An 18,587-nucleotide genomic window follows, 5' to 3' on the forward strand; every position below is an offset into this window, starting at 1 on the left:
ATACCCTTTTATATACATTAACAATATTACTAACTAAAGTATAATGACAATATCTGTAATGTCAAATCCCGCGCTACGGTGTTTTTCAGGTCATCTTCTCTCTTCGAAAGCCCTCTGCAGGGTCGCCACGTCCGCGTGTTCCAGGCTGCCGCCCACGGGCACCCCTCTTGAGAGGCGGGTGACTTTCACTTTATGTTTTTTAAGTACTTCGGCAAGGTAGAGCGCGGTGGTCTCGCCTTCGGTGGTGAAATCCGTCGCGATGATGAGCTCCTTGACCTTGCCGCTTCTGACCCTTTTTATCAGGTCGTTTATCTTAAGGTCCTCCGGACCCACCCCGTCTATAGGGGAAATCTCCCCGAGCAGCACATGATACGTGCCGTCGTATGCCCCGCTTTTTTCCATGGAGATGACCCCGGCCGGGCCTTCCACCACGCAAACCTTGGAAGCGTCACGGGAATCATCAGAACAGATCGAACAGACATCCTTCTCGCTGAGATTGTGGCATATACTACAGAACCTGACGTTCTCCTTAACTTCGCGAATATACCTGAGCAATTGTTCGATATCTTCGGCGGATGACTGCAATATGTAAAAGGTGAGCCGCTGGGCCGATCGCGTGCCGATCCCGGGCATTTTGCAGAACTGTTCTATAAGAGCCGTCATCGGCTTGGGTAAGCCTCTCATCTTGCCGGTCCTTCCTTCATGTCCCGGACCACGTGTCCCCCGAAAACATCCATGGCCTGTTCGATAACGGGACCCATTTTCTTCTTTTCCGCCATAAGCTTTTCTTCGGCTTTAGGGTCATCCTCCCCCGTGTTCTCGGAAATGAACTCCAGCAGAGTGAACTCAAGGCGGGGTGAGGCTCCCAGGACCTTGCCTGCCGCTTCCTCGATTATGAGTCGGTTATTTTCCGTCTCCAGGGCCTCCTTGTTGAAGGCGTGTTCCTTGCCGAAACCTATTATGACCTTTTTGCTGTTTAATTCGACGGGCCTGGCCGCGTTGAGGAAAGTATAGACGGACATCTTCTTGTTCCTCACGTAATTCAGAAGAGCCTTCCAGTGGAATTCAGCGGACCTTTCGCTCTGATCATCCTGGGGCTGGTCATTATCCGACCGGGAAGGATCCGGTGAGGCGCTCCCGGGCTCCTTATGTCGCGGGGGTCTGTTAACCGGTTTTTCGGACCTCGCCTGCGCGCCCAGTGAATGCACATCCCTATCCACCCCGAAGGAAGGGTTATCAAGTTTTTTTACGACCTCGGCAAGCTGAAGCGCGCTGGACCTTTTGGTCAGCCTGATAAGCGTCAGCTCCAAAGGAGCGCGCGCGAAAAAAGTGTTCTTCATGAGCGAAAGGCAATGTGTCAGGTTCTGGAGAACATAAAGTATCTCTTCTATTGTAAGTTTTTCTACCTGCTCGTCTATCTTCTTCTTCTCATCAGGCGAAAAAGCCATATCGGAAGTGGGCTTTCCGGCGGTCTTGAGTATCATGAGGTCCCTGTAATGGGAAATAAGGCTGTTGGTAATGAAAACGGGGTCCTTGCCGTTATTTATAAGTTCATCCAGTATGGAGATGAGCTTCTCGGGAGCGTTTTCTATGACAGAATCGGAAAGCTCGAAGATCTTGTCCTTATGCACCATACCCAACAGATCTATCACCTCTCCGGAGCGTATCTTTCCTCCGGAGAAAGATACCATCTGGTCTAGTATAACAAGCGCGTCCCTCATGCTACCGTCGGCGGAACGGGCGATGACCAGCGCGGCTTTCTCCTCTATGTCTATTTTTTCCCTGTTGGCTATATCCATCAGTCTGTCGTAGATCATCGCCGGCGGGATACGCTTGAAATCGAACCTCTGGCAACGCGACATTATCGTAGGCAGCACCTTGTGCGGTTCGGTGGTCGCGAATATGAACTTGACATGGGCGGGCGGCTCCTCAAGGGTCTTTAAAAGCGCATTAAAAGCCTCCGCCGTCAGCATATGGACCTCGTCTATTATGTAGATCTTGTACTCGCCTTTGGAGGGGGAAAATTTAACGTTCTCCCGTAACGTGCGTATCTCGTCGATACCCCGGTTGGAAGCGCCGTCTATCTCAAGAACGTCAATATTGTTACCCTGGGATATCTCAACGCATGAAGGACAGCTGTTACACGGCCTCTTGTCCGGGTCTTTTTCACAGTTAAGCACCTTGGAAAGAAGCCTGGCTATGGAGGTCTTGCCCACCCCCCTGGGTCCGCAGAAAATATATGCGTTGGCGATACGCCCCTGCAGTATGGAATTCTTTAGCGTTCTGGTAACTGTATCCTGGCCTATGACATCGTCGAAAGTCTGGGGCCTGTATTTCTGAGCTAATACCTGGTAGGACATATCTGATCCGTTGTGGTGGTTAGTGTTCTCTCTATTCTTCTATCCTTTATAACACAAGGGATGCCAAAATTCAAGATACGCTTTTTCTGTGGCCCCTGAGGTATTTTAACATGTTATCAAGCAGAAGATCGCCGTCCAGGTAAGGGCCGATCAGCTTGCCGCCCGAACCTTTTGCACCGCTTACCGGACCGGGACCTGTGCCTAAGGGTGCGGGCTGCGGGGCTATGCCTCCGGAAGCGAGGATACCGACAATGGAACAGGACTCTTTCCATTTACGGAAGCAGAGCGCTATGCTCTTCGCGCAGGCGCGGAAAACGACCAGAACGTCCTCATCGTCATCCGGAGCGCGGTAAAGCATGTAATTATAGAGCGCCGATTCGGTCATCGCACTGTCGCCCGGAGAAGTCCCCGAAGAGACCAGAACGGGCACGTTGTTGCTCGGCGGCATCGTATAGGAACATGAAGCTCCCTGCGGAAAGGGTATGTTGGAATGGGTGTATCCCCTCTGCCACAACCTCATCCCCTCTTCGAGGGCGTCGGCAACGGCCTTTGCCGCGTTTATTCCGGCCTGCGATCTGCCGACCTTGTCAAAGCTCTTAAGTATCTCTTCAGAGGTAAGCACCGGTTCACTTATATCGCCGGGCATGAGCATGCCCCTTGAACCCTCAACATCCACGTCATTTATCTCGACGCGGTCCTGCCAGCTTTTCCACGCCTTTGTGATAAGAACCGCCATCTCCTGGGCGAACTGCTCCCTGCTCTTGCCGGTAGAGAAAAGCTCGGTCTGGTCATCTTGAACAATGGAGGCCGACAACATCACCAGTAATATCATCGGGGTCATAAGGAACTTTTTATGCTTCATGAAGCCGCCTAAATCGTTTTGCGCACCTTTTAATGTCATGCAGAAGTATTTCCGGATGATCCGCGATTCGTACGTGGCGCCTGAACTCAGGATATCTGTGACCCGGGGGATAACCGGAATGCCACGGCTTGCAAAAAGTAAGGTAGTGCACCACCGCGGGAGAACTTTCCCCGGTCTCATCGTAAAAAGGCGCGAAATTATATTTTTTCGGTAGATCGTGCAGCCTGCCCCGGAAGAGGATGTTCAAAAGCTGCTGGTCCTTGGATTTGGTGAAAACATCCTTCCCGAAACGCGCGACCAGCTGCTCGGCGTTTCGGGTAAGACCCCGCCACTGCGAGGGACACAGCAGGAATATACCCGCGTTGAAGCCCGGCGCCTCCCAGTCTATGTCAATATTTTCCGCGAGCATGTCCCTGTGCTGGATGCGGAACATGTTCCTCAGCGAGTTCACTTCGCGCACGACCCCCACGCATCCGTCGGGAATGGAGAATACTTCATCCAGATCCTCCAGCACCACCGTGTCGGCGTCAAGGTAAAGAACTTTCTCGTAATCAAGGTGTTCCACCTCGAACTTCAAAAGTGTCGTCTGCCCTATATAAGCGAACTTTCCGCGGCTCTCGATCTCCATGAAAGGCTTTTTAGGCAGTACTTCCGCGTACCGGCGCGCCCTTGAAGCCTGGCGCGGGGTAAGCCCCCCGTCAAAAACTACCACCGGAAGCCGGGGATTGGTGCTTTCAAGGCTGCGCAGAAGCGCCATCAGCGCCGGGAAATAATTCGCGTCGCAACTTGTCGCCACACACCGGTCAGTGTACTTGTTGCTCTTTGAACAATTCAACATAACGCCTCGCAATACCCTCCCAGGTCCAGTTCGCGCGTATCTTACTGTTGAAGTTTATCACCCTCTCCAGGCTTTCCGGCCAGTTACCCACCGTCCAGATGACGGCTTTGCCGATATTGCCGGCGAGGTTCACTTCAGGCTCCCGTGTTATCCGGGCGAGCACGCCGCAATCTGTGACCGTGCCCCAGTCTGTCTCTTCGCCTTTTTCAGCATCGAACATGTACATCGGCCCGTTGGTGTCGGCCGATACCACCATGTTACCCCTCGCGGAAGCCTCTATCAGCGACATGCCGAAGGGTTCTTTCAGTGTCGGCAGTATGTATATGTGCTTTGAGTCAAGTATCTGTTTCTTCTCCTCGAGCGGGCTTATCGTGTCCTTAAGCTCGAAGCTTACTTCGAGGTTTGCCGGTACCCCTTCTGCCAGGGTCCTCAACTTTTCGATATATGCCTCCGAAGAAGGAATCCCGGCTACCGTAAGGCGGAACTTCCTGCCGACTGAAAGCCTGGCCGCTTCCACAGAACCCTTTATGGAATATTCCACGCCTTTACTGGGGTCGACCCTGCAGAAAGTAACAAGCTCCACCGTCTCGGGGGAACGGCCGAGCTTGCGCCTGATCAGCTCATCCTCCATCAGAAAATCCTTGTTGCACCCGGAAGCGAGAACGGTGATCCTCTCCTCGTATTTGGAGACCTCGTCGAACTCGCTCACTATCCTCTTGAAGTCATCCCTTACCATGGGACTGTTGGCGATAACAAGGTCGGCGTAGCGGCACATGCTTTCCCAGCGCCGTATGCGCGCGAGGACCTCTTTTGTGCCGTCATAGGCCCCGACGAACTCGCCCTTTTCGGTAACATAGGTGGTCTCAAGAGCGTGAAGATATGAGATCTTCGCCGGTCCCTTTCCGCGAAGTTGCCTGGCCATGTACCCCGGTATTATGTGGTGCCCCTGGAGATTGATAACGTCGAAGTCCTCCCCGTGGCGCCCTATCCAGTCGACAACAACTTCGGCGAACTTCATTATCCTCCGGAGCTCTTCGTCCTTCGCCTCATGCACGTAGGGATGAGCTATCCCTTTCTCTATCAGGAACCTTATGACCGTAAGACGTCCTCTTTCAGTTATACTGTAAGGGGTTTTCCGGTCGGTCCTAAGGTCAGCCTCGGGCAGCGTTTTATCGGTATGTATCGAGATTATCGTGACCTCGTGGCCCAGTTCCAGGAACTGGTCGGTTATGTGCTCGACGTGGACCCCGCCCCCGCCCGTTGAGGTCTTTTCGAACTGTAAGGACACTATGAGTATCTTCAAGGCTTTCCTTTCAGAAGGGGCGACTACACCAGGAGTATCGAGGCCGCTCCGTAAATACCCACATCGCGCTTGAGTTTCGCCTGAACGACCTGTGTTTTCTTGGAAAAGATGTTGATGGTGCGTGCTGGTATCGTGGAGCGTATCTCCCTGAAGAGCATCCCTCCCAGGAGCGAGACCCCTCCTCCTATTACTATGATCTCGGGATCGAGGACGCTTATCATGCTCCCCAGCCATATCCCGAGGAGTTTCCCCTGCTGCTTGACCGCCTCGAGAGCGACCTTGTCGCCTTCCCGGGCGGCTTCGCCTATATCCACCATGGTTATATTGTCGAGCTCGCCCCCGGCTATGTCCACTACGCTGGTCTTGAGTCTGGGGTTCTTCCTGAGCTTGCCGACCAGTCTTTTGACGGTGCTGGGACCCGATGCTAAAGACTCGATACAACCTATGTTGCCGCAATTACATACGGCCGACCGGTCTGTGTAATTTATCGTAACGTGGCCGCCTTCCCCGGCCATACCGTTCTTGCCGTGATATATCTTCCCGTCTATTATTATACCCGTTCCTATACCGGTGCTCACGGTTACGTAGAAAACGTGCTTGAAGCCTTTAGCTGCGCCCCATATGACCTCGGCCATACCGGCGGAATTGGCGTCATTTTCAAGTTTCGTCTTTTTCCTGAACTTTTTCCTGATCTTCTCGACCAGGGGCACTTCCCTCCACCCGGGAAGGTTGGGCGGGTTGTGCACTATGCCTTTATCCGGGTCGAGCGGACCCGGCGCGCAAACCCCTATTCCCTCGATATCCTTCATGGAGACCTTACTAGCCTTGAGAAGTTCCTTTATGGCCAGCTCGACCTGGCCCATCGAGACATCGAACCCTTTCCCGGCAAGGGTCGGCACGACATGCTTCTCTCTGAGCTTTCCGCTTCTGTGGACTATGCCGGCGGCTATTTTCGTGCCGCCTATATCCACCCCGATAATGTATTTTTTCATGGACCTATCACCTTTCGATACCCATATCCGCTAGATAAATAATTATTGCATAAATAAAAAAGTTTAACAACGAAAAACCGGACCTCACGAGAGGCGTCCGCGGTAATCCTCGTAACCGAAACTGCGCACTATCTCGACCTCGCCGGTTGCCGGATCGTACACCGCTATCGAGGGAAGCCGAACACCGTTGAAAGTGTTGTTCTTGACCATGGTGTAGTGAGCCATGTCCGTGAACGTTAGCCTGTCGCCCGGCTCAAGGGGACGCGAGAACGAATACTCCCCGAAAAAATCCCCCGCCAGGCAGCTAAGCCCCCCCAGTCGGTACCTGAAGCGGCCCTCTTCCTCTTCGGCAAGGCCGGGCCTGTAGGGCATCTCCAGAACATCGGGGGTGTGAGCGGCGGCGGATGCGTCAAGTATGGCCACTTCGGGGCTTCCCGGGATTATATCAAGCACCGAACAGATGAAAACTCCAGCGTTAAGTGCTACCGCTTCTCCCGGCTCAAGATAGACACTGACCCCGTACCTCTTACGAAAATCCTTTATAAGAGCGACGAGAAGCTCAACTTCATAGTCCTCTCTTGTGATATGGTGTCCGCCCCCGAAATTCACCCACTCCATACGGTCCAGGTAAGGGGCGAACTTCTTCTCTACCGCCTTGAGGGTGCGCTCGAGCGAATCGGCATTAAGCTCGCACAGGGTATGGAAATGAAGGCCGGTTATTCCCTCAAGGTCCCTTCCGGCGAACTCTCCCGCCCTGATCCCGAGGCGCGAGGCCGGCGCGCAGGGGTCGTAAAGGGGAACTTTCACCTCTGAATGCTCGGGATTTATCCTGAGACCGAACTTAACGCCCTCCGAAGATAAGGCGTCCTTTTTGAACTTCTCCCACTGTGAAAATGAATTGAAATTAACGTGGCTTGCGTAGCCGAGGATATCGGCGAACTCTTCTTGTTTATACGCGGGCGCGTAGACGTGGACCTGGCCGCCGAACTCCTCGGAGCCCAGGCGCGCCTCGTCGAGGGAACTGGCGTTCGTGCCCGAAAGATACTTGCCTATAAGAGAAGAGGTGCTGAACATCGCGAAGGCCTTCAGGGCAAGGAGTATCTCGCAACCAGAGCTCTGCTCAACCTCAGAAAGCGTCTTGAGGTTCTCCTCCAGGATCCCCTTGTCGACAAGATAACAGGGAGTATGTGGCACTTTACCGGATACGGACACTATTCGATTTCCTCCACGACCCAGGGCAGACCGTGCGTGTTCAGCTTCTCCATAAAGGGGTCGGGGTCCAGCTGTTCCATGTTGAACACGCCCTCGCCCCTCCAGGTGCCTGTCACCATGAGCATCGCCCCGATCATGGCGGGAACTCCGGTGGTATAGGAAATGGCCTGGGATCTTACCTCACGGTAACATTCTGCGTGGTCACAAACATTGTATATGTAGATCTTGCGCTTTTTCGAATCCTTGAGGCCTTCGATCATGCAGCCTATATTGGTCTTGCCGGTATAATTGGCGCCGAGGGATGCTGGCTCCGGCAGGACCGATTTGAGGAACTTAAGTGGCACTATTTTCTTACCGTCATACTCCACCTCGTCTATGCGCGTCATGCCGACGTTCTGAAGGACCCTGAGATGAGTAAGGTATTCCTCCCCGAATGTCATCCAGAACCTTATCCTCTTAAGGCCCTCGATGTTCCTGGCCAGTGACTCGAGCTCCTCATGATACATAAGGTACATCTCTCTCGGGCCGATCTGCGGGAAATCGAACTTTCTGTGCACCGAAAGAGGATCCGTCTCCTTCCAGGAACCTTCCTCCCAGTACTTGCCCCTCTGGGTTATCTCCCTGATATTTATCTCGGGGTTGAAGTTGGTCGCGAAAGGATGCCCGTGGCTTCCGGCGTTACAGTCCATGATATCGATATAATGTATCCGGTCGAAATAGTGCTTCATGGCGTACGCGCAGAAAACATTCGTTACCCCCGGATCGAACCCGCTGCCCAGAAGTGCCATAAGCCCTCTCTGCTTGAACCTGTCATGGTAATCCCACTGCCATTTGTAACAGAACTTCGCCTCATCTGGCGGCTCGTAATTGGCCGTATCAAGGTAGTCGACCCCGCTCTTCAGGCATGCGTCCATGATCGCCAGGTCCTGGTAGGGCAGTGCCACGTTTATCACTATATCGGGCCTGAAATCCTCGATAAGACGCACCGTAGCCCCGACATCATCGGCATCCAGCTTCTCGACCCTTATCGCGCTTTCGATCTGGTCGGCTATTTTCTCGCATTTTTCAACCGTCCTGCTCGCCAGACAGATGCTGTCGAAAACTTCCGGCACCTGGGCGCATTTATGGGTCACGACAGCCCCGACACCCCCGGCGCCTATTATCAGAACTTTGCTCATATCTTGCTATGCTCCTTGGAGTTAGTGTTTTTCGGCTCCCCTCAACGATGCTACATTTTATCAGAACCAGGGGTAAGTGTAAATACTTGATTTGGGCGCTTTTTCCGTTTATTCTTGACGAATGGGCCAAACAGGATAAAATGGTTCTGAATATGGGTATCCCAACAGAAAAGAAAAGACTTTTTACCGCTCTTTTCCTGCTTTCGGCGGTATTCCTGCTCGTGAGGATACGGACGATAGGCCACCTGCTCATGTGGGACGAAGCCTGGAATATCCTTTCGCTGAGGGCCTTTCTCGCGGGCGCGGCGAAAGACCCGTTTTACTGGTATTACGGTTTCCACCCCCCTCTTTACATGTTCTTCGCGAAATTCCTCGCGCCCTTCGCGGAGGGTTTCGCCCTGAGGGCCGAGTCGCTCTCGCTTTTGTTCTCTTACGGGAGCTTCCTCGCGGTGTTCTTCCTGAGCCGGCGTATCGGCGGGCTTAAGTACGCCGTCCTGACCGGGATCTTCCTGTGTTTCATGCCTTCTTCGATAGGCTACGACACATGGATAAAACGCGACGCCCTGGCTGTCTTCACCGGTTACTTATCATTACTGCTTATCCTGGACAGGCGGTTCCTCCTCTCGGCGATGGTGCTGGGTCTTTCGTTCCTCTCAAAGGAGAGCGCCCTTTTCTTCTGCCTGCCGGCCGCTTTTCTGATATTTACCGTATCCGGCGGGAGAAAAATGCGGATATTTTTCATGTTCGCGCTTGTCGTCCTGGCGATAAGCGCCTGGTGGTATTTATTTTTCAGCAACCTTTTCGGGGATGTGAGCGCGTTCTACTTTTCGGGGGAATACTACGGTAAGATCTGGTCACGGCCCGCATGGTACTACCTGGAAAAACTGGTGACGGACCTGGGTGCGGGTGGCGTTTTCTTCTTTTTGCCGGGCATTCTCATACTACCGTATTTTTCATATATTAAAAGGAAGGCAGAGATAGCCCTGCCGGTTGTTGTGATCCTGTGCGTATACATTCCCATTTCGCTCCTTGCCAGGACAAAAACCCCCTGGTTATCGTATTCGGCCCTACCGGCGCTGGCTATGACCGCCGGAGGAGGAGCTTTATTCCTCTTCGGCAGGAGCCATTTCTCGCGGCTGCTCAGGACGATCCTTTACCTTATGCTCGGCCTGGTCGTTTTCACCGGCTCCACCTTCTCATACCGGCAATACCATAAAAGCACTTATCCCAACGGTTGGCCGGGAGCGTCCTCCTCTCGCGACCTTGCCTTATATCTCAACCGGCATATGGACAGTAACGACAGGCTGATGATTACGGATTTCGCCTACTGGAAAATGCCCATCTGCCCCATATTCGTCTATTACTGGCGTCAGCACCCCGTTATGTTCATAAAGGGCACCGAGAGTCCCTCGGAGATACTCAGAACGATCAAGGAGCACCGGATAAGCTGGTTCGTGGTCTGCGATTCACCCGATAAGGCATATAACCATAAAGCGCTTGTTGAGAAGATGCGCCTTCTCCTGCCGGGTGGACCGGTCCGTGTCGGATGGTCTTATGTCTGGGACCTTTCCTCTTACGGGGGTGGTTCCCCGGCCATTGCTGGAAAAGGCATTAAAGAAGAAAATTAAGCGCGGTACCCACGATGATCGCGGTAAGTATCATCAGGCCCGCCGCCTTGGCCATTTCCCTGGCGCCGAGCTCACGGACCATTACGGTGAAAGTGGCGACACACGGAAAATAAATGGCAAGTATCGTGCAGGCTACGATCAGCTGCTTGGTGGTAAGTTCAAGCGGCCCCAGCATCCCCACGGCCACATCCTTCCTGAGGAACCCCACGAGCATCGCTGATATGGTCTCGCGCGGCAGTCCCCATAACCCGCTTAAAAAAGGCGCGAAAACCCGTGCCATGATACGGATCACGCCCGTCATGTAAAGAATATTGACTATGAAAACGCCCAAGAGCACGTAGGGGATCGCTTCCTTGAGAAATTCATATATCCTCATCCAGAGCTTCTTGAGGACCGCCACCGGCTGCGGCAGGCGGTAAGGAGGTATCTCCCAGAGGATCTCAGGGCTTGCCCCCTTCATCAGGAGGTTCATTAAAAATCCCTTAATAAGAAGTATCGCGAAAAGAATTCCGAATATCGCCGCAACATACTGTCCTCCCCTCTGCCCGACCAGACCCACGATCATGGCTATCTGCGCCATGCAGGGGACCGCTACGGCCATCAGGGTCGCTGCTATGAACTTCTCCCTTTTCGTCTCCATGAGGCGAAGCGCCATGGCCCCGGGGACGTTGCAGCCCAGACCAAGTATCATCGGTACTATGGCGTACCCGTGCAGCCCCAGATGATGGAACAGGTTGTCAACCTGGGTGGCCAGCCTGGGAAGATACCCGAAGTCCTCCAAAACGCCCAGAACAAGATAAAAGCTCACTATGTAGGGCAGTACGGCGGCTATGGGCACATAAAGACCGGTGGTGAGAAGCCCGAAGGACATGCCGAAATCTATCTGTCCGTTTATGAAGTCGCCGATGAGAACGTCGTGCAGTATGCCGCTTCCTCCCAGGGCGCCACTTACCGCCTGAACGACCGGGAGCCACAACCTGTCGAAAAGGGGTTCAAAAACGTACCCTATAAGGCTCTCGGCGATGAAACGGATAACCTGGAAAGAGACGAACACCACAAGAGCCGCTATGGGAAGACCCGTAACCGGCCTGGTGCTTATATCCTCCAGTCTCTCAAGGAAGGTGTGATGATGGTGGTGGAGCTTCTGAGAGGTCTCGACCATCCTTCCTATCTCCTCCCATTTCTCGTCCTTGCTCAGTCGGGGGAACTCTTTTTGCCTTAGTTCCCGCAGGGTGACCATAAGTTTTCTTATGCCTACGCCGGTTATGCCGCAAGTGGGTATAACTGGAACGCCCAGTTCCTTTTCGAGTTTTTCGACATCGATCTCGATGCCCCTGTGCCGGGTCTCGTCCCACATGTTGAGAGCGACCACCATGGGAACTTTTCTTTCCCTGAGCTGTAGGGTAAGGTAGAGGTTCCTTTCCAGGTTGGTCGCATCGACAACGTTGACCACCAGATCGCCCTCCCGGAGCATCTCAAGAGAGACTTCATCCGCCCTGCTGGAAGGCTCGAGGTTATATACCCCGGGGACGTCTATGATAAGGCCCCTTTCTCCCTCGGTCAGGTTCATATACCCCTGGCTGAAACCTACGGTGGTGCCCGGGTAATTGGACACGGTGACCCTCGCCCCGGTGAGCCTGGAAAAAATGGCGCTCTTACCGACGTTGGGGTTTCCCATAAGGAGTATTTTCTTCTCTTTCCCGGACATTAAAGCACCTCCACAAGTATCTTCTGTGCCATACCGTGCCCTATCGCGACCTTGGCCTTGCCTATAAGCACGGTCACCGGACCCCTCCAGAAATGAGCGCTGATCATGGTCAGTTTTTTGCCGCGCCTGATACCCAGGGCTTCAAGGCGCCTTTCTGCGCCCATACCGCCGAGGATATCCATGACGACCGCGGTCTGGCCCCTTTTTAGTTCAGTCAGATACATTCTCTTCACCTTTTCCGTTTTTTCGTTCTTTTCCTGGTCTTGCACTCCAGTCGCTTACCCGTCCTGTGATAGTGATCGAAACCCTTAAGCCACTCCGGCTTATCACCATCGGGACAGCCTTTTACGAATTCGACGAATTTCGTCAGCCTCTCAAAGGTCTCGGGGCTTATATGGTGTTCTATCTTGCAGGCGTCGGCGGCGGCTATCTTTCTGTCCACCCCGAGTATCCTGCTTATGAACCTTACAAGGGTATCATGCTTCCTGCGGATGGACCGGGCGAGCTTTTCACCCTGCCGGGTTAGATCCACGTAACCGTACCTCTCGTGTATGATAAGGCCCCTTTCGCAAAGGGACTTTACCGCGCTGGTCACGCTCGGCTTTTTTACACCCATCATTTTACTTATATCCTTGACCCTGGCAACACCTTTTTCCGCCTTGATCGCGGCGATAGCCTCAAGGTAATCCTCCATACTGGAGGTGAGCTTCTTCTTTTTAGTATTTATTTTGACCATTCGGATCCACCATAAGTTTGTTGGTATTTACTTTGTTAGTTTATTCTAACATTTATCATGGAAAGGGTCAACCTTTTTTCGGCCGAAAGGCGCCGGGTCCGTCAGAACCATTTTTTTCTTTTGAAGTAAGCCAGCATGCCGACGCCCACCAGCGCCATGAAGCCGAGCACGGCGAAATATCCCCACTTGAGTTCAAGTTCGGGCATGTACTTGAAGTTCATGCCGTATATTCCGGCTATGAAGGTGAGGGGTATGAATATGGCCGCGAATATGGTAAGGACCTTCATCACCTCGTTCATCCTGTTGGATAGGCTTGAAAGGTAAATGTCGAGGATGCCCGAGACGAAATCACGGAAGGATTCTATGGTATCGACCACCTGAATGGTATGGTCATATATATCACGGAAATATAATCCCGTACTGGATTTTACAAGGCCGGATTCGGCACGGAGGATACCGCTTATCACTTCTCTCAGGGGCCATATCGACCTGCGAAGGAATATCATGTCCCTTTTAAGAGCGTGTATATCGGCTATATCCTCGGCCCGCGACCCGGAAACCACCTTCTCCTCCAGGGACTCAATACTCTCGCCTATTCCTTCAAGGACCGAGAAATAACTGTCGATGACCGAGTCCATCAGAGCATAGGCCAGAAAATCCGCGCCTTCGGTCCTTACCCTTCCCTTTGAACGCTTCAGCCGGTCGCGGACAGCCTCGAAAACGTCCCCCTCTTCCTCCTGGAAAGATATCACGAAGTTCTCCCCGAGGATGAGACTGACCTGCTCGACCACTACCCGCTTACTCTTCTGCCTGTAATAGATCATCTTGATGACTATGAAAAGATAATCGCCGAGATCCTCGAACTTGGGGCGCTGTGAGGTGTTCATTATGTCTTCCAGCACCATCGGGTGTATCCCGAAGGATTTACCGATATTTTCGATGATGCCAGCGTCATGCACCCCGTCGACGTTTATCCAGGAGACCGTCTTTTTCCCCTTGAGGGGCGCGCATTCGTCGGCTACCGCCGCGCTCTTTTCGGTAATATTTTCGCGATCATAATCAAAAAAGGAGATATTCACTTTGGTGTCTTTTTTGTCACCAACATGGGTGAGAGTGCCCGGCGCCATGCCGGACTTCTTGGACATGTTCTTGATAAGACGCATTATTTGACCTCTCTCTCTTTTTTGCGCAAATTCTCGACTATCGCGTAATTCTTTTCCACCACGAGATCGGCGAACCTCCTGTGAGTCGATATTATACCGTGTTCCACCGAAAGTATCCTGTCGGTAAAAGCGTCTATCCTTTCCCTCCTCCGGAAAAGCCTCGCGAAGAAAGTCTGCTTGTATGTTTTGGCCAAGAATATCTTCTTGTCTATGCCCCCGAGAAGCGACACGTAAGTGCCCTCGATAATTACCGCCTTCACCCCCCGGCAGTAGACGGTCTCCGAATCTATCCTGTCCTCGCAGAACATGACCAGGGGTTTCTGGAATGATACCGCCTCGGTGTCCTTGAGGCGGCGGACGTGGTGCTGTAGAAGAGTAAGGTTCACCTCCATGAGCCCCACTTCGACCGTCCCTTCCCTGCGGAACTTCTCGTTGGTCTTGGGAGGATAGATGAAATAATCGTCTTGCTGTATGAGAAGTGTCTTGACCCCCCGCGAGTTCAGCCTTTCGAACATCTCCCTGGCTATACCGCTCTTACCCGACCCGGACTCACCGGCAACTGTAATGATGTAACGGTCCGGCGAAGCCCTTACCTCCGGCATGAGTATGTCGACAAGTCCTCTGGCTACGGTCTCATGGTCTTTTTTTACTATTATCCTGTCACCGAACATCTATGCGGTCCGTCTCATATCATGGAACCTATCTTGTCCATAAGCTCGTTTATGGTCACCGGTTTCTGCAGAAAATCGACCTTCTTGAGCTTTTTCATGTATTCAAGGCCCTCCCCGTCAAGAACGCTTATGACCAGAACGGGTATATCCTTTTTCTTGGAATCCTCCCTCAGGCAGGCAAAGAAAGATTCGCCGTCCATCGGTTCCATGATTATGTCCAGGATCACCAGGTCGAAAGTCTTCTCGGCCAGCCTCTTGAACGCCTTCCGGGCGTCACCTTCTATCTCTATGTCATATTCACCCTGCCTTGGCCTGAACATGTTCCTGTAAAGTTTCTGCATCTCCAGATTGTCTTCGACTATCAAGATCTTTTTCATGCGTCTGCCTCCTGATCATCCTTTGGGAAGCCTTACCACCGCGGTGGTACCCTTGCCTCTTCCCGGTGATTCTATCCTTATCTGGCCATTATACATTTCGGATATATCCTTGCTAATGGAAAGACCAAGCCCCGTGCCCTCGACCGCGGGATGCCTCTTGTAGAACTTATCGAATACCCTGTCAAGGTTATCTTTAGAGATGCCGCAGCCGGTGTCTTTGACCCTTATCTCGACAAAGCGGTCCTTGAGCCTGGCCGTTATCGATATAGACCCCTTTTCGGTGAACTTGACCGCGTTCCCGATCAGGCAGTTTAGAAGTATCCTCAGGTCACGGCGGTCTATCTTGATCTTGTTCGCCTTTTCTTCTATATCGACCTTGGTCCTTATCTTACCCCCATCCATCACCTTGGTTCGATCTCTCAATATGTCTTTCACTACAGCTTTGAGAGAAGACCGTTCCTTCACGGCCCGGGATCCGGTCTTTCTCATATCCACCGTGGTGGAGGTCAGGATGGTATCTATATCCTTGCTCAGGAGCTTGAGGTTCCTGCTGACTATATCTATGGATTCATTTATCTCCTTCATGTCGGAACGCTCTATATTGTCCCTGCAGACGTGGAGCGCCATCTGGGATACCGCGATGGGGGTTTTCAGACCGTGCGTCACGTTCCGCACAAGATGCTGCTTCGCCTCCTCGGCCCTTTTCCTCTCGGTAATATCGATACCTGTGCCCAGAACGTAATGCCGCCCTTCCATATCTATTTTCACGCCCGTAAAATGGTGCGGCAACCTCTCTCCGCTCATTGAGACCAGATCAGCTTCGACCGAAGACTCTCCCTTTTCGATGACCTCTTTTATGGTATCTTTGACCGCTTCTTTATCCTTGCCATCGAAAAAATCGGCCGGATCCATCTTTCTGATCTTGCCGGCGGGATAACCCGAAACCTCCTCCAGTCTTTTATTCCAGCGTATCATTCTGCCCGCCTCGTCAAAGAAATAAAATAACCCCGGAAGACTGGTTATGAGCTTCTCGGAGAAGTTCATCTCGCGCAGAAACTGCTTCTTGGCCTTTTTCCTCTCCGTGACATCGTTCGCGACGCTCAGGATCAGGCGCCTGCCGTCGGGCATCGTGCCCAGGGGAGCAGAACTGAAATCCCATATCCTTTCCTCTCCGGACTTGGTCGTTATGGTATATTCGCCCTCATTAACGCGTTTTTTCAGAGCGTAAAGCTTATCGATATCCTTCTTGATGATTTTTTTTCTTTTGCCGTAGGCCTTTTCAGTCCAGTCAGCTATGGTCGGTATCTCTTTATGTGTATATCCGGAGAGATCCGTCCAGGACCTGCTGATCTGCAAAATCTCTCCGTCTTCGCCATGAATGGCCATAGGAAAAGGCGAGTCCAGCACGGCGGACTTGAATCTCTGTTCGCTTTGCTTGAGAGCATCCACGGCTTTTTTCCGTTCAGTGATATCCCTGAATATCACCTGAGCCCCTGTGATCTTGCCGTCCGACCTGACCGGGGAACCGTTGGCTTCGGCGTATATTATCTTACCCTCCTTGGTCAATACAGGAAGCGGGTAATCGGTTATATTCTCCCCGTCCAGAAGCCTGTTAAAGGCTTTTACCAGTCTCGGCAGCTCCGAGGTAGGTATATATTTGCTGAAATTAGTACCGGTGATCGCCGCCGGGGTATAGCCGGTGATTTTTTTCACGGAAGGGGAAACATATTTGAACTCACCTTTTCTGTTGAAAAGACATATAACATCGTAGCTTCTCTCGACTATGTTCTTGAACCTTCTCTCGCTCCTTATGAGAGCTTCCTCAGTCCTTTTGCGTTCGGTGATGTCCTGGAAGGTCCCTCTCAACTTGACGACCTTTCCGTTCCTTTCAACGGCCTCACCGATAGAAACTCCCCATTTTAAATTGCCTTTGGCGGTCCTGAAAGGCGCTTCAAAATATAATTTTTTGCCTTTTCTGAGAGTATCCTCAAGCTTATTCTTTAATTCTTCTCTGTATTCGGGAGGGTACCATCGGCTGATCTCGGAGATGTTCGGAACGGGAGCGCCTTCATCTATATCGAGGATATCATACAGCCCTTTCGTCCAGATCGATCTTCCGCCTGCTTCAATATCCATTTCCCAGGCACCTATCTTGCCGATGCTTTCGGCCTGGCCAAGGAGCCTCTCCCTTTCTTTGAGCTGCTCTTCAGCCTGTTTCTTCTCTATCGCCCTTTCCAGTACGGCGCTCAACGTGTTTAGCAGTTCTCTTTCCTCTTTGAGGAAAGGCCCCTCATCCTGCCGGGGCTTTTCAAAAAGATAGAACACTTCGATACTTCCTTCTTTCTTACCAAAGACGTTAATGTCCTTGGTAAGATTCCATTTCGTCTGCCTGAACGGCGAGGAAGTAAATTCCCTCCCCCTGAAGGTTATCCTGCAACAGGTGATATCAGGATACTGCCAAGCGGACGGTATCGATCCGGTAAGCTCCCGGAATATTTCATCCAGGGAGGCATCGGGTCTTTCGACAAGCCTGCTGATCTCATAAAGAAGCTTGAGCTCCTTCACCCTTTCACCGAGATCATGCGTTCGCTTAAGCAGGGTGTCTTCGGCCTTCTTTCGATCTGTAATGTCGTGTATGGTATGGACAAAATCCGTTATCTGCCCGGAAGGGCCGAGAACAGGATCGGCGGTGATACTGACCCATTTGCCGTCAAGGTTGAACTCCGATGTTTCCCTTCTTTTGGAAAAAAGGGCCTTGTGCACGGGACACTCTTTCTCCGGGATAACACCCTTATGCACAAGGTCGCAACAGTTGGCCCCGGTCAAAATATCCTCTTCCACCGAGAACATCTCCGCCATGGTCCTGTTGCATCTTTTAATCTTCCTGTCCACCCCGATAAGGCACACAGCGTCATGTAAAGCGTTGAAAGACACATTCCATTCTCTGGCGCCATCAAGGAGAGCTTTCCGCATTGCCTCGGTCCTCAGGTTCAGTCTTGTGCTCTTTATGGCCTGTTCGACCGCCGGCACCAGAAAACCAAGGGTATCCTTGTCGACGTAATCATCGGCGCCCGCTTTCATGGAATTGACGGCTGCCGCCTCGCCGATCGTGCCGGAAACTATAACGAACGGGGTGACTTTATCTTTTCCGCCGGCTATTTCAAGAGCTTTGAGGCCGCTGAAGGTGGGAAGCTTGTAATCGGCGAGTATAGCGTCCCAGCCGCCCTTTGTAAGGGCCTTCCTCATCTCCGGCTCGGTCTCGACCCTCTTATAAGAAACTTCATACCCTTCCTTCTGGAGGGTATTAACCATTAGCAGGGCGTCATTCTCGTTATCCTCTACTATGAGTAACTTTAGTTCCTTAGGCATTTTAAAACCTTTTTAAGATGAAAAAAGCGACCCTCATTCTATTGATGAAAGGTCGCCTGTTAAGATCATGCCTGTCAAACCGGATCCCATATCCACTCCCTTGAACAGATGGTCCAAAATGGTTTATATACAACCGGTTTTTATTTTAACTCCACGGGAACCCGACCGCAAGCATTACTTTCTATTTACG

At 52.2% G+C, this 18,587-nt stretch carries 16 protein-coding genes; 1 reads left to right on the plus strand and 15 read right to left on the minus strand.

Features of this window, described 5'->3' with window-relative positions; translation table 11 throughout:
* Window positions 1-90: 90 nt before the first annotated feature.
* The 8 genes from recR to GF409_06105 form a co-directional block, all read right to left on the minus strand.
* Window positions 91-684, minus strand: coding sequence for a recombination protein RecR (gene recR, locus GF409_06070; GenBank protein MBD3426779.1), 594 nt, complete (start codon window positions 682-684; stop codon window positions 91-93).
* A complete protein-coding gene (dnaX, locus tag GF409_06075; GenBank protein MBD3426780.1) occupies window positions 681-2,360 on the minus strand; it encodes a DNA polymerase III subunit gamma/tau in 1,680 nt (559 codons plus the stop codon). The genes recR and dnaX overlap by 4 nt, the downstream gene beginning before the upstream one ends.
* 70 nt (window positions 2,361-2,430) lie before the next feature.
* Window positions 2,431-3,222 (minus strand): hypothetical protein, encoded by a 792-nt coding sequence (locus GF409_06080; protein MBD3426781.1) that lies wholly within the window; start codon window positions 3,220-3,222, stop codon window positions 2,431-2,433.
* Complete coding sequence (locus tag GF409_06085; protein ID MBD3426782.1) at window positions 3,212-4,060, minus strand: hypothetical protein; 849 nt, start codon at window positions 4,058-4,060, stop codon at window positions 3,212-3,214. Before GF409_06085 ends, GF409_06080 begins: the two co-directional genes overlap by 11 nt.
* Complete coding sequence (locus tag GF409_06090; GenBank protein MBD3426783.1) at window positions 4,026-5,363, minus strand: glycosyltransferase; 1,338 nt, start codon at window positions 5,361-5,363, stop codon at window positions 4,026-4,028. The genes GF409_06085 and GF409_06090 overlap by 35 nt, the downstream gene beginning before the upstream one ends.
* A 23-nt stretch (window positions 5,364-5,386) precedes the next feature.
* Window positions 5,387-6,355, minus strand: coding sequence for an ROK family protein (locus GF409_06095; GenBank protein MBD3426784.1), 969 nt, complete (start codon window positions 6,353-6,355; stop codon window positions 5,387-5,389).
* Between the two features lie 84 nt (window positions 6,356-6,439).
* Window positions 6,440-7,567: a carboxynorspermidine decarboxylase gene (gene nspC, locus GF409_06100; GenBank protein MBD3426785.1), complete on the minus strand. Its 1,128-nt coding sequence runs from the start codon at window positions 7,565-7,567 to the stop codon at window positions 6,440-6,442.
* On the minus strand, window positions 7,567-8,745 hold the full coding sequence (locus GF409_06105; GenBank protein ID MBD3426786.1) for a saccharopine dehydrogenase family protein: 1,179 nt from the start codon (window positions 8,743-8,745) through the stop codon (window positions 7,567-7,569). The genes nspC and GF409_06105 overlap by 1 nt, the downstream gene beginning before the upstream one ends.
* 152 nt (window positions 8,746-8,897) lie before the next feature.
* On the opposite strand from GF409_06105, the gene GF409_06110 reads away from it, so the two are divergent.
* Window positions 8,898-10,373: a hypothetical protein gene (locus GF409_06110; GenBank protein MBD3426787.1), complete on the plus strand. Its 1,476-nt coding sequence runs from the start codon at window positions 8,898-8,900 to the stop codon at window positions 10,371-10,373.
* On the opposite strand, the gene GF409_06115 is transcribed toward GF409_06110, so the two are convergent.
* The 7 genes from GF409_06115 to GF409_06145 form a co-directional block, all read right to left on the minus strand.
* Window positions 10,357-12,081 (minus strand): GTP-binding protein, encoded by a 1,725-nt coding sequence (locus GF409_06115; GenBank protein MBD3426788.1) that lies wholly within the window; start codon window positions 12,079-12,081, stop codon window positions 10,357-10,359. The two genes, GF409_06110 and GF409_06115, sit on opposite strands and share 17 nt — an antisense overlap.
* Window positions 12,081-12,314 carry a ferrous iron transport protein A gene (locus GF409_06120; GenBank protein ID MBD3426789.1) on the minus strand — a complete coding sequence of 78 codons (234 nt, stop codon included), beginning with the start codon at window positions 12,312-12,314 and terminating at the stop codon, window positions 12,081-12,083. The genes GF409_06115 and GF409_06120 overlap by 1 nt, the downstream gene beginning before the upstream one ends.
* On the minus strand, window positions 12,311-12,817 hold the full coding sequence (locus GF409_06125) for a MarR family transcriptional regulator (protein ID MBD3426790.1): 507 nt from the start codon (window positions 12,815-12,817) through the stop codon (window positions 12,311-12,313). Before GF409_06125 ends, GF409_06120 begins: the two co-directional genes overlap by 4 nt.
* A 101-nt stretch (window positions 12,818-12,918) precedes the next feature.
* A complete protein-coding gene (gene corA / locus GF409_06130; protein ID MBD3426791.1) occupies window positions 12,919-13,980 on the minus strand; it encodes a magnesium/cobalt transporter CorA in 1,062 nt (353 codons plus the stop codon).
* Window positions 13,980-14,651: a hypothetical protein gene (locus GF409_06135; GenBank protein MBD3426792.1), complete on the minus strand. Its 672-nt coding sequence runs from the start codon at window positions 14,649-14,651 to the stop codon at window positions 13,980-13,982. Before GF409_06135 ends, corA begins: the two co-directional genes overlap by 1 nt.
* Before the next feature lie 14 nt (window positions 14,652-14,665).
* Entirely contained in the window at window positions 14,666-15,028 is a 363-nt protein-coding gene (locus tag GF409_06140) for a response regulator (protein ID MBD3426793.1), read from the minus strand.
* A 15-nt stretch (window positions 15,029-15,043) separates the two neighbouring features.
* Window positions 15,044-18,397: a PAS domain S-box protein gene (locus tag GF409_06145; protein MBD3426794.1), complete on the minus strand. Its 3,354-nt coding sequence runs from the start codon at window positions 18,395-18,397 to the stop codon at window positions 15,044-15,046.
* Between the last annotated feature and the right edge of the window lie 190 nt (window positions 18,398-18,587).

This window comes from Candidatus Omnitrophota bacterium (assembly GCA_014728045.1).
Classification (GTDB): domain Bacteria; phylum Omnitrophota; class Gorgyraeia; order Tantalellales; family Tantalellaceae; genus WJMH01.

Coding starts and splice junctions, on each gene's coding strand:
- recR (MBD3426779.1), bottom strand. CDS start 684: ATGAGAGGCTTACCCAAGCCGATGACGGCTCTTATAGAACAGTTCTGC.
- dnaX (MBD3426780.1), bottom strand. CDS start 2,360: ATGTCCTACCAGGTATTAGCTCAGAAATACAGGCCCCAGACTTTCGAC.
- GF409_06080 (MBD3426781.1), bottom strand. CDS start 3,222: ATGAAGCATAAAAAGTTCCTTATGACCCCGATGATATTACTGGTGATG.
- GF409_06085 (MBD3426782.1), bottom strand. CDS start 4,060: ATGTTGAATTGTTCAAAGAGCAACAAGTACACTGACCGGTGTGTGGCG.
- GF409_06095 (MBD3426784.1), bottom strand. CDS start 6,355: ATGAAAAAATACATTATCGGGGTGGATATAGGCGGCACGAAAATAGCC.
- GF409_06105 (MBD3426786.1), bottom strand. CDS start 8,745: ATGAGCAAAGTTCTGATAATAGGCGCCGGGGGTGTCGGGGCTGTCGTG.
- GF409_06110 (MBD3426787.1), top strand. CDS start 8,898: ATGGGTATCCCAACAGAAAAGAAAAGACTTTTTACCGCTCTTTTCCTG.
- GF409_06115 (MBD3426788.1), bottom strand. CDS start 12,081: ATGTCCGGGAAAGAGAAGAAAATACTCCTTATGGGAAACCCCAACGTC.
- GF409_06125 (MBD3426790.1), bottom strand. CDS start 12,817: ATGGTCAAAATAAATACTAAAAAGAAGAAGCTCACCTCCAGTATGGAG.
- corA (MBD3426791.1), bottom strand. CDS start 13,980: ATGCGTCTTATCAAGAACATGTCCAAGAAGTCCGGCATGGCGCCGGGC.
- GF409_06135 (MBD3426792.1), bottom strand. CDS start 14,651: ATGTTCGGTGACAGGATAATAGTAAAAAAAGACCATGAGACCGTAGCC.
- GF409_06140 (MBD3426793.1), bottom strand. CDS start 15,028: ATGAAAAAGATCTTGATAGTCGAAGACAATCTGGAGATGCAGAAACTT.
- GF409_06145 (MBD3426794.1), bottom strand. CDS start 18,397: ATGCCTAAGGAACTAAAGTTACTCATAGTAGAGGATAACGAGAATGAC.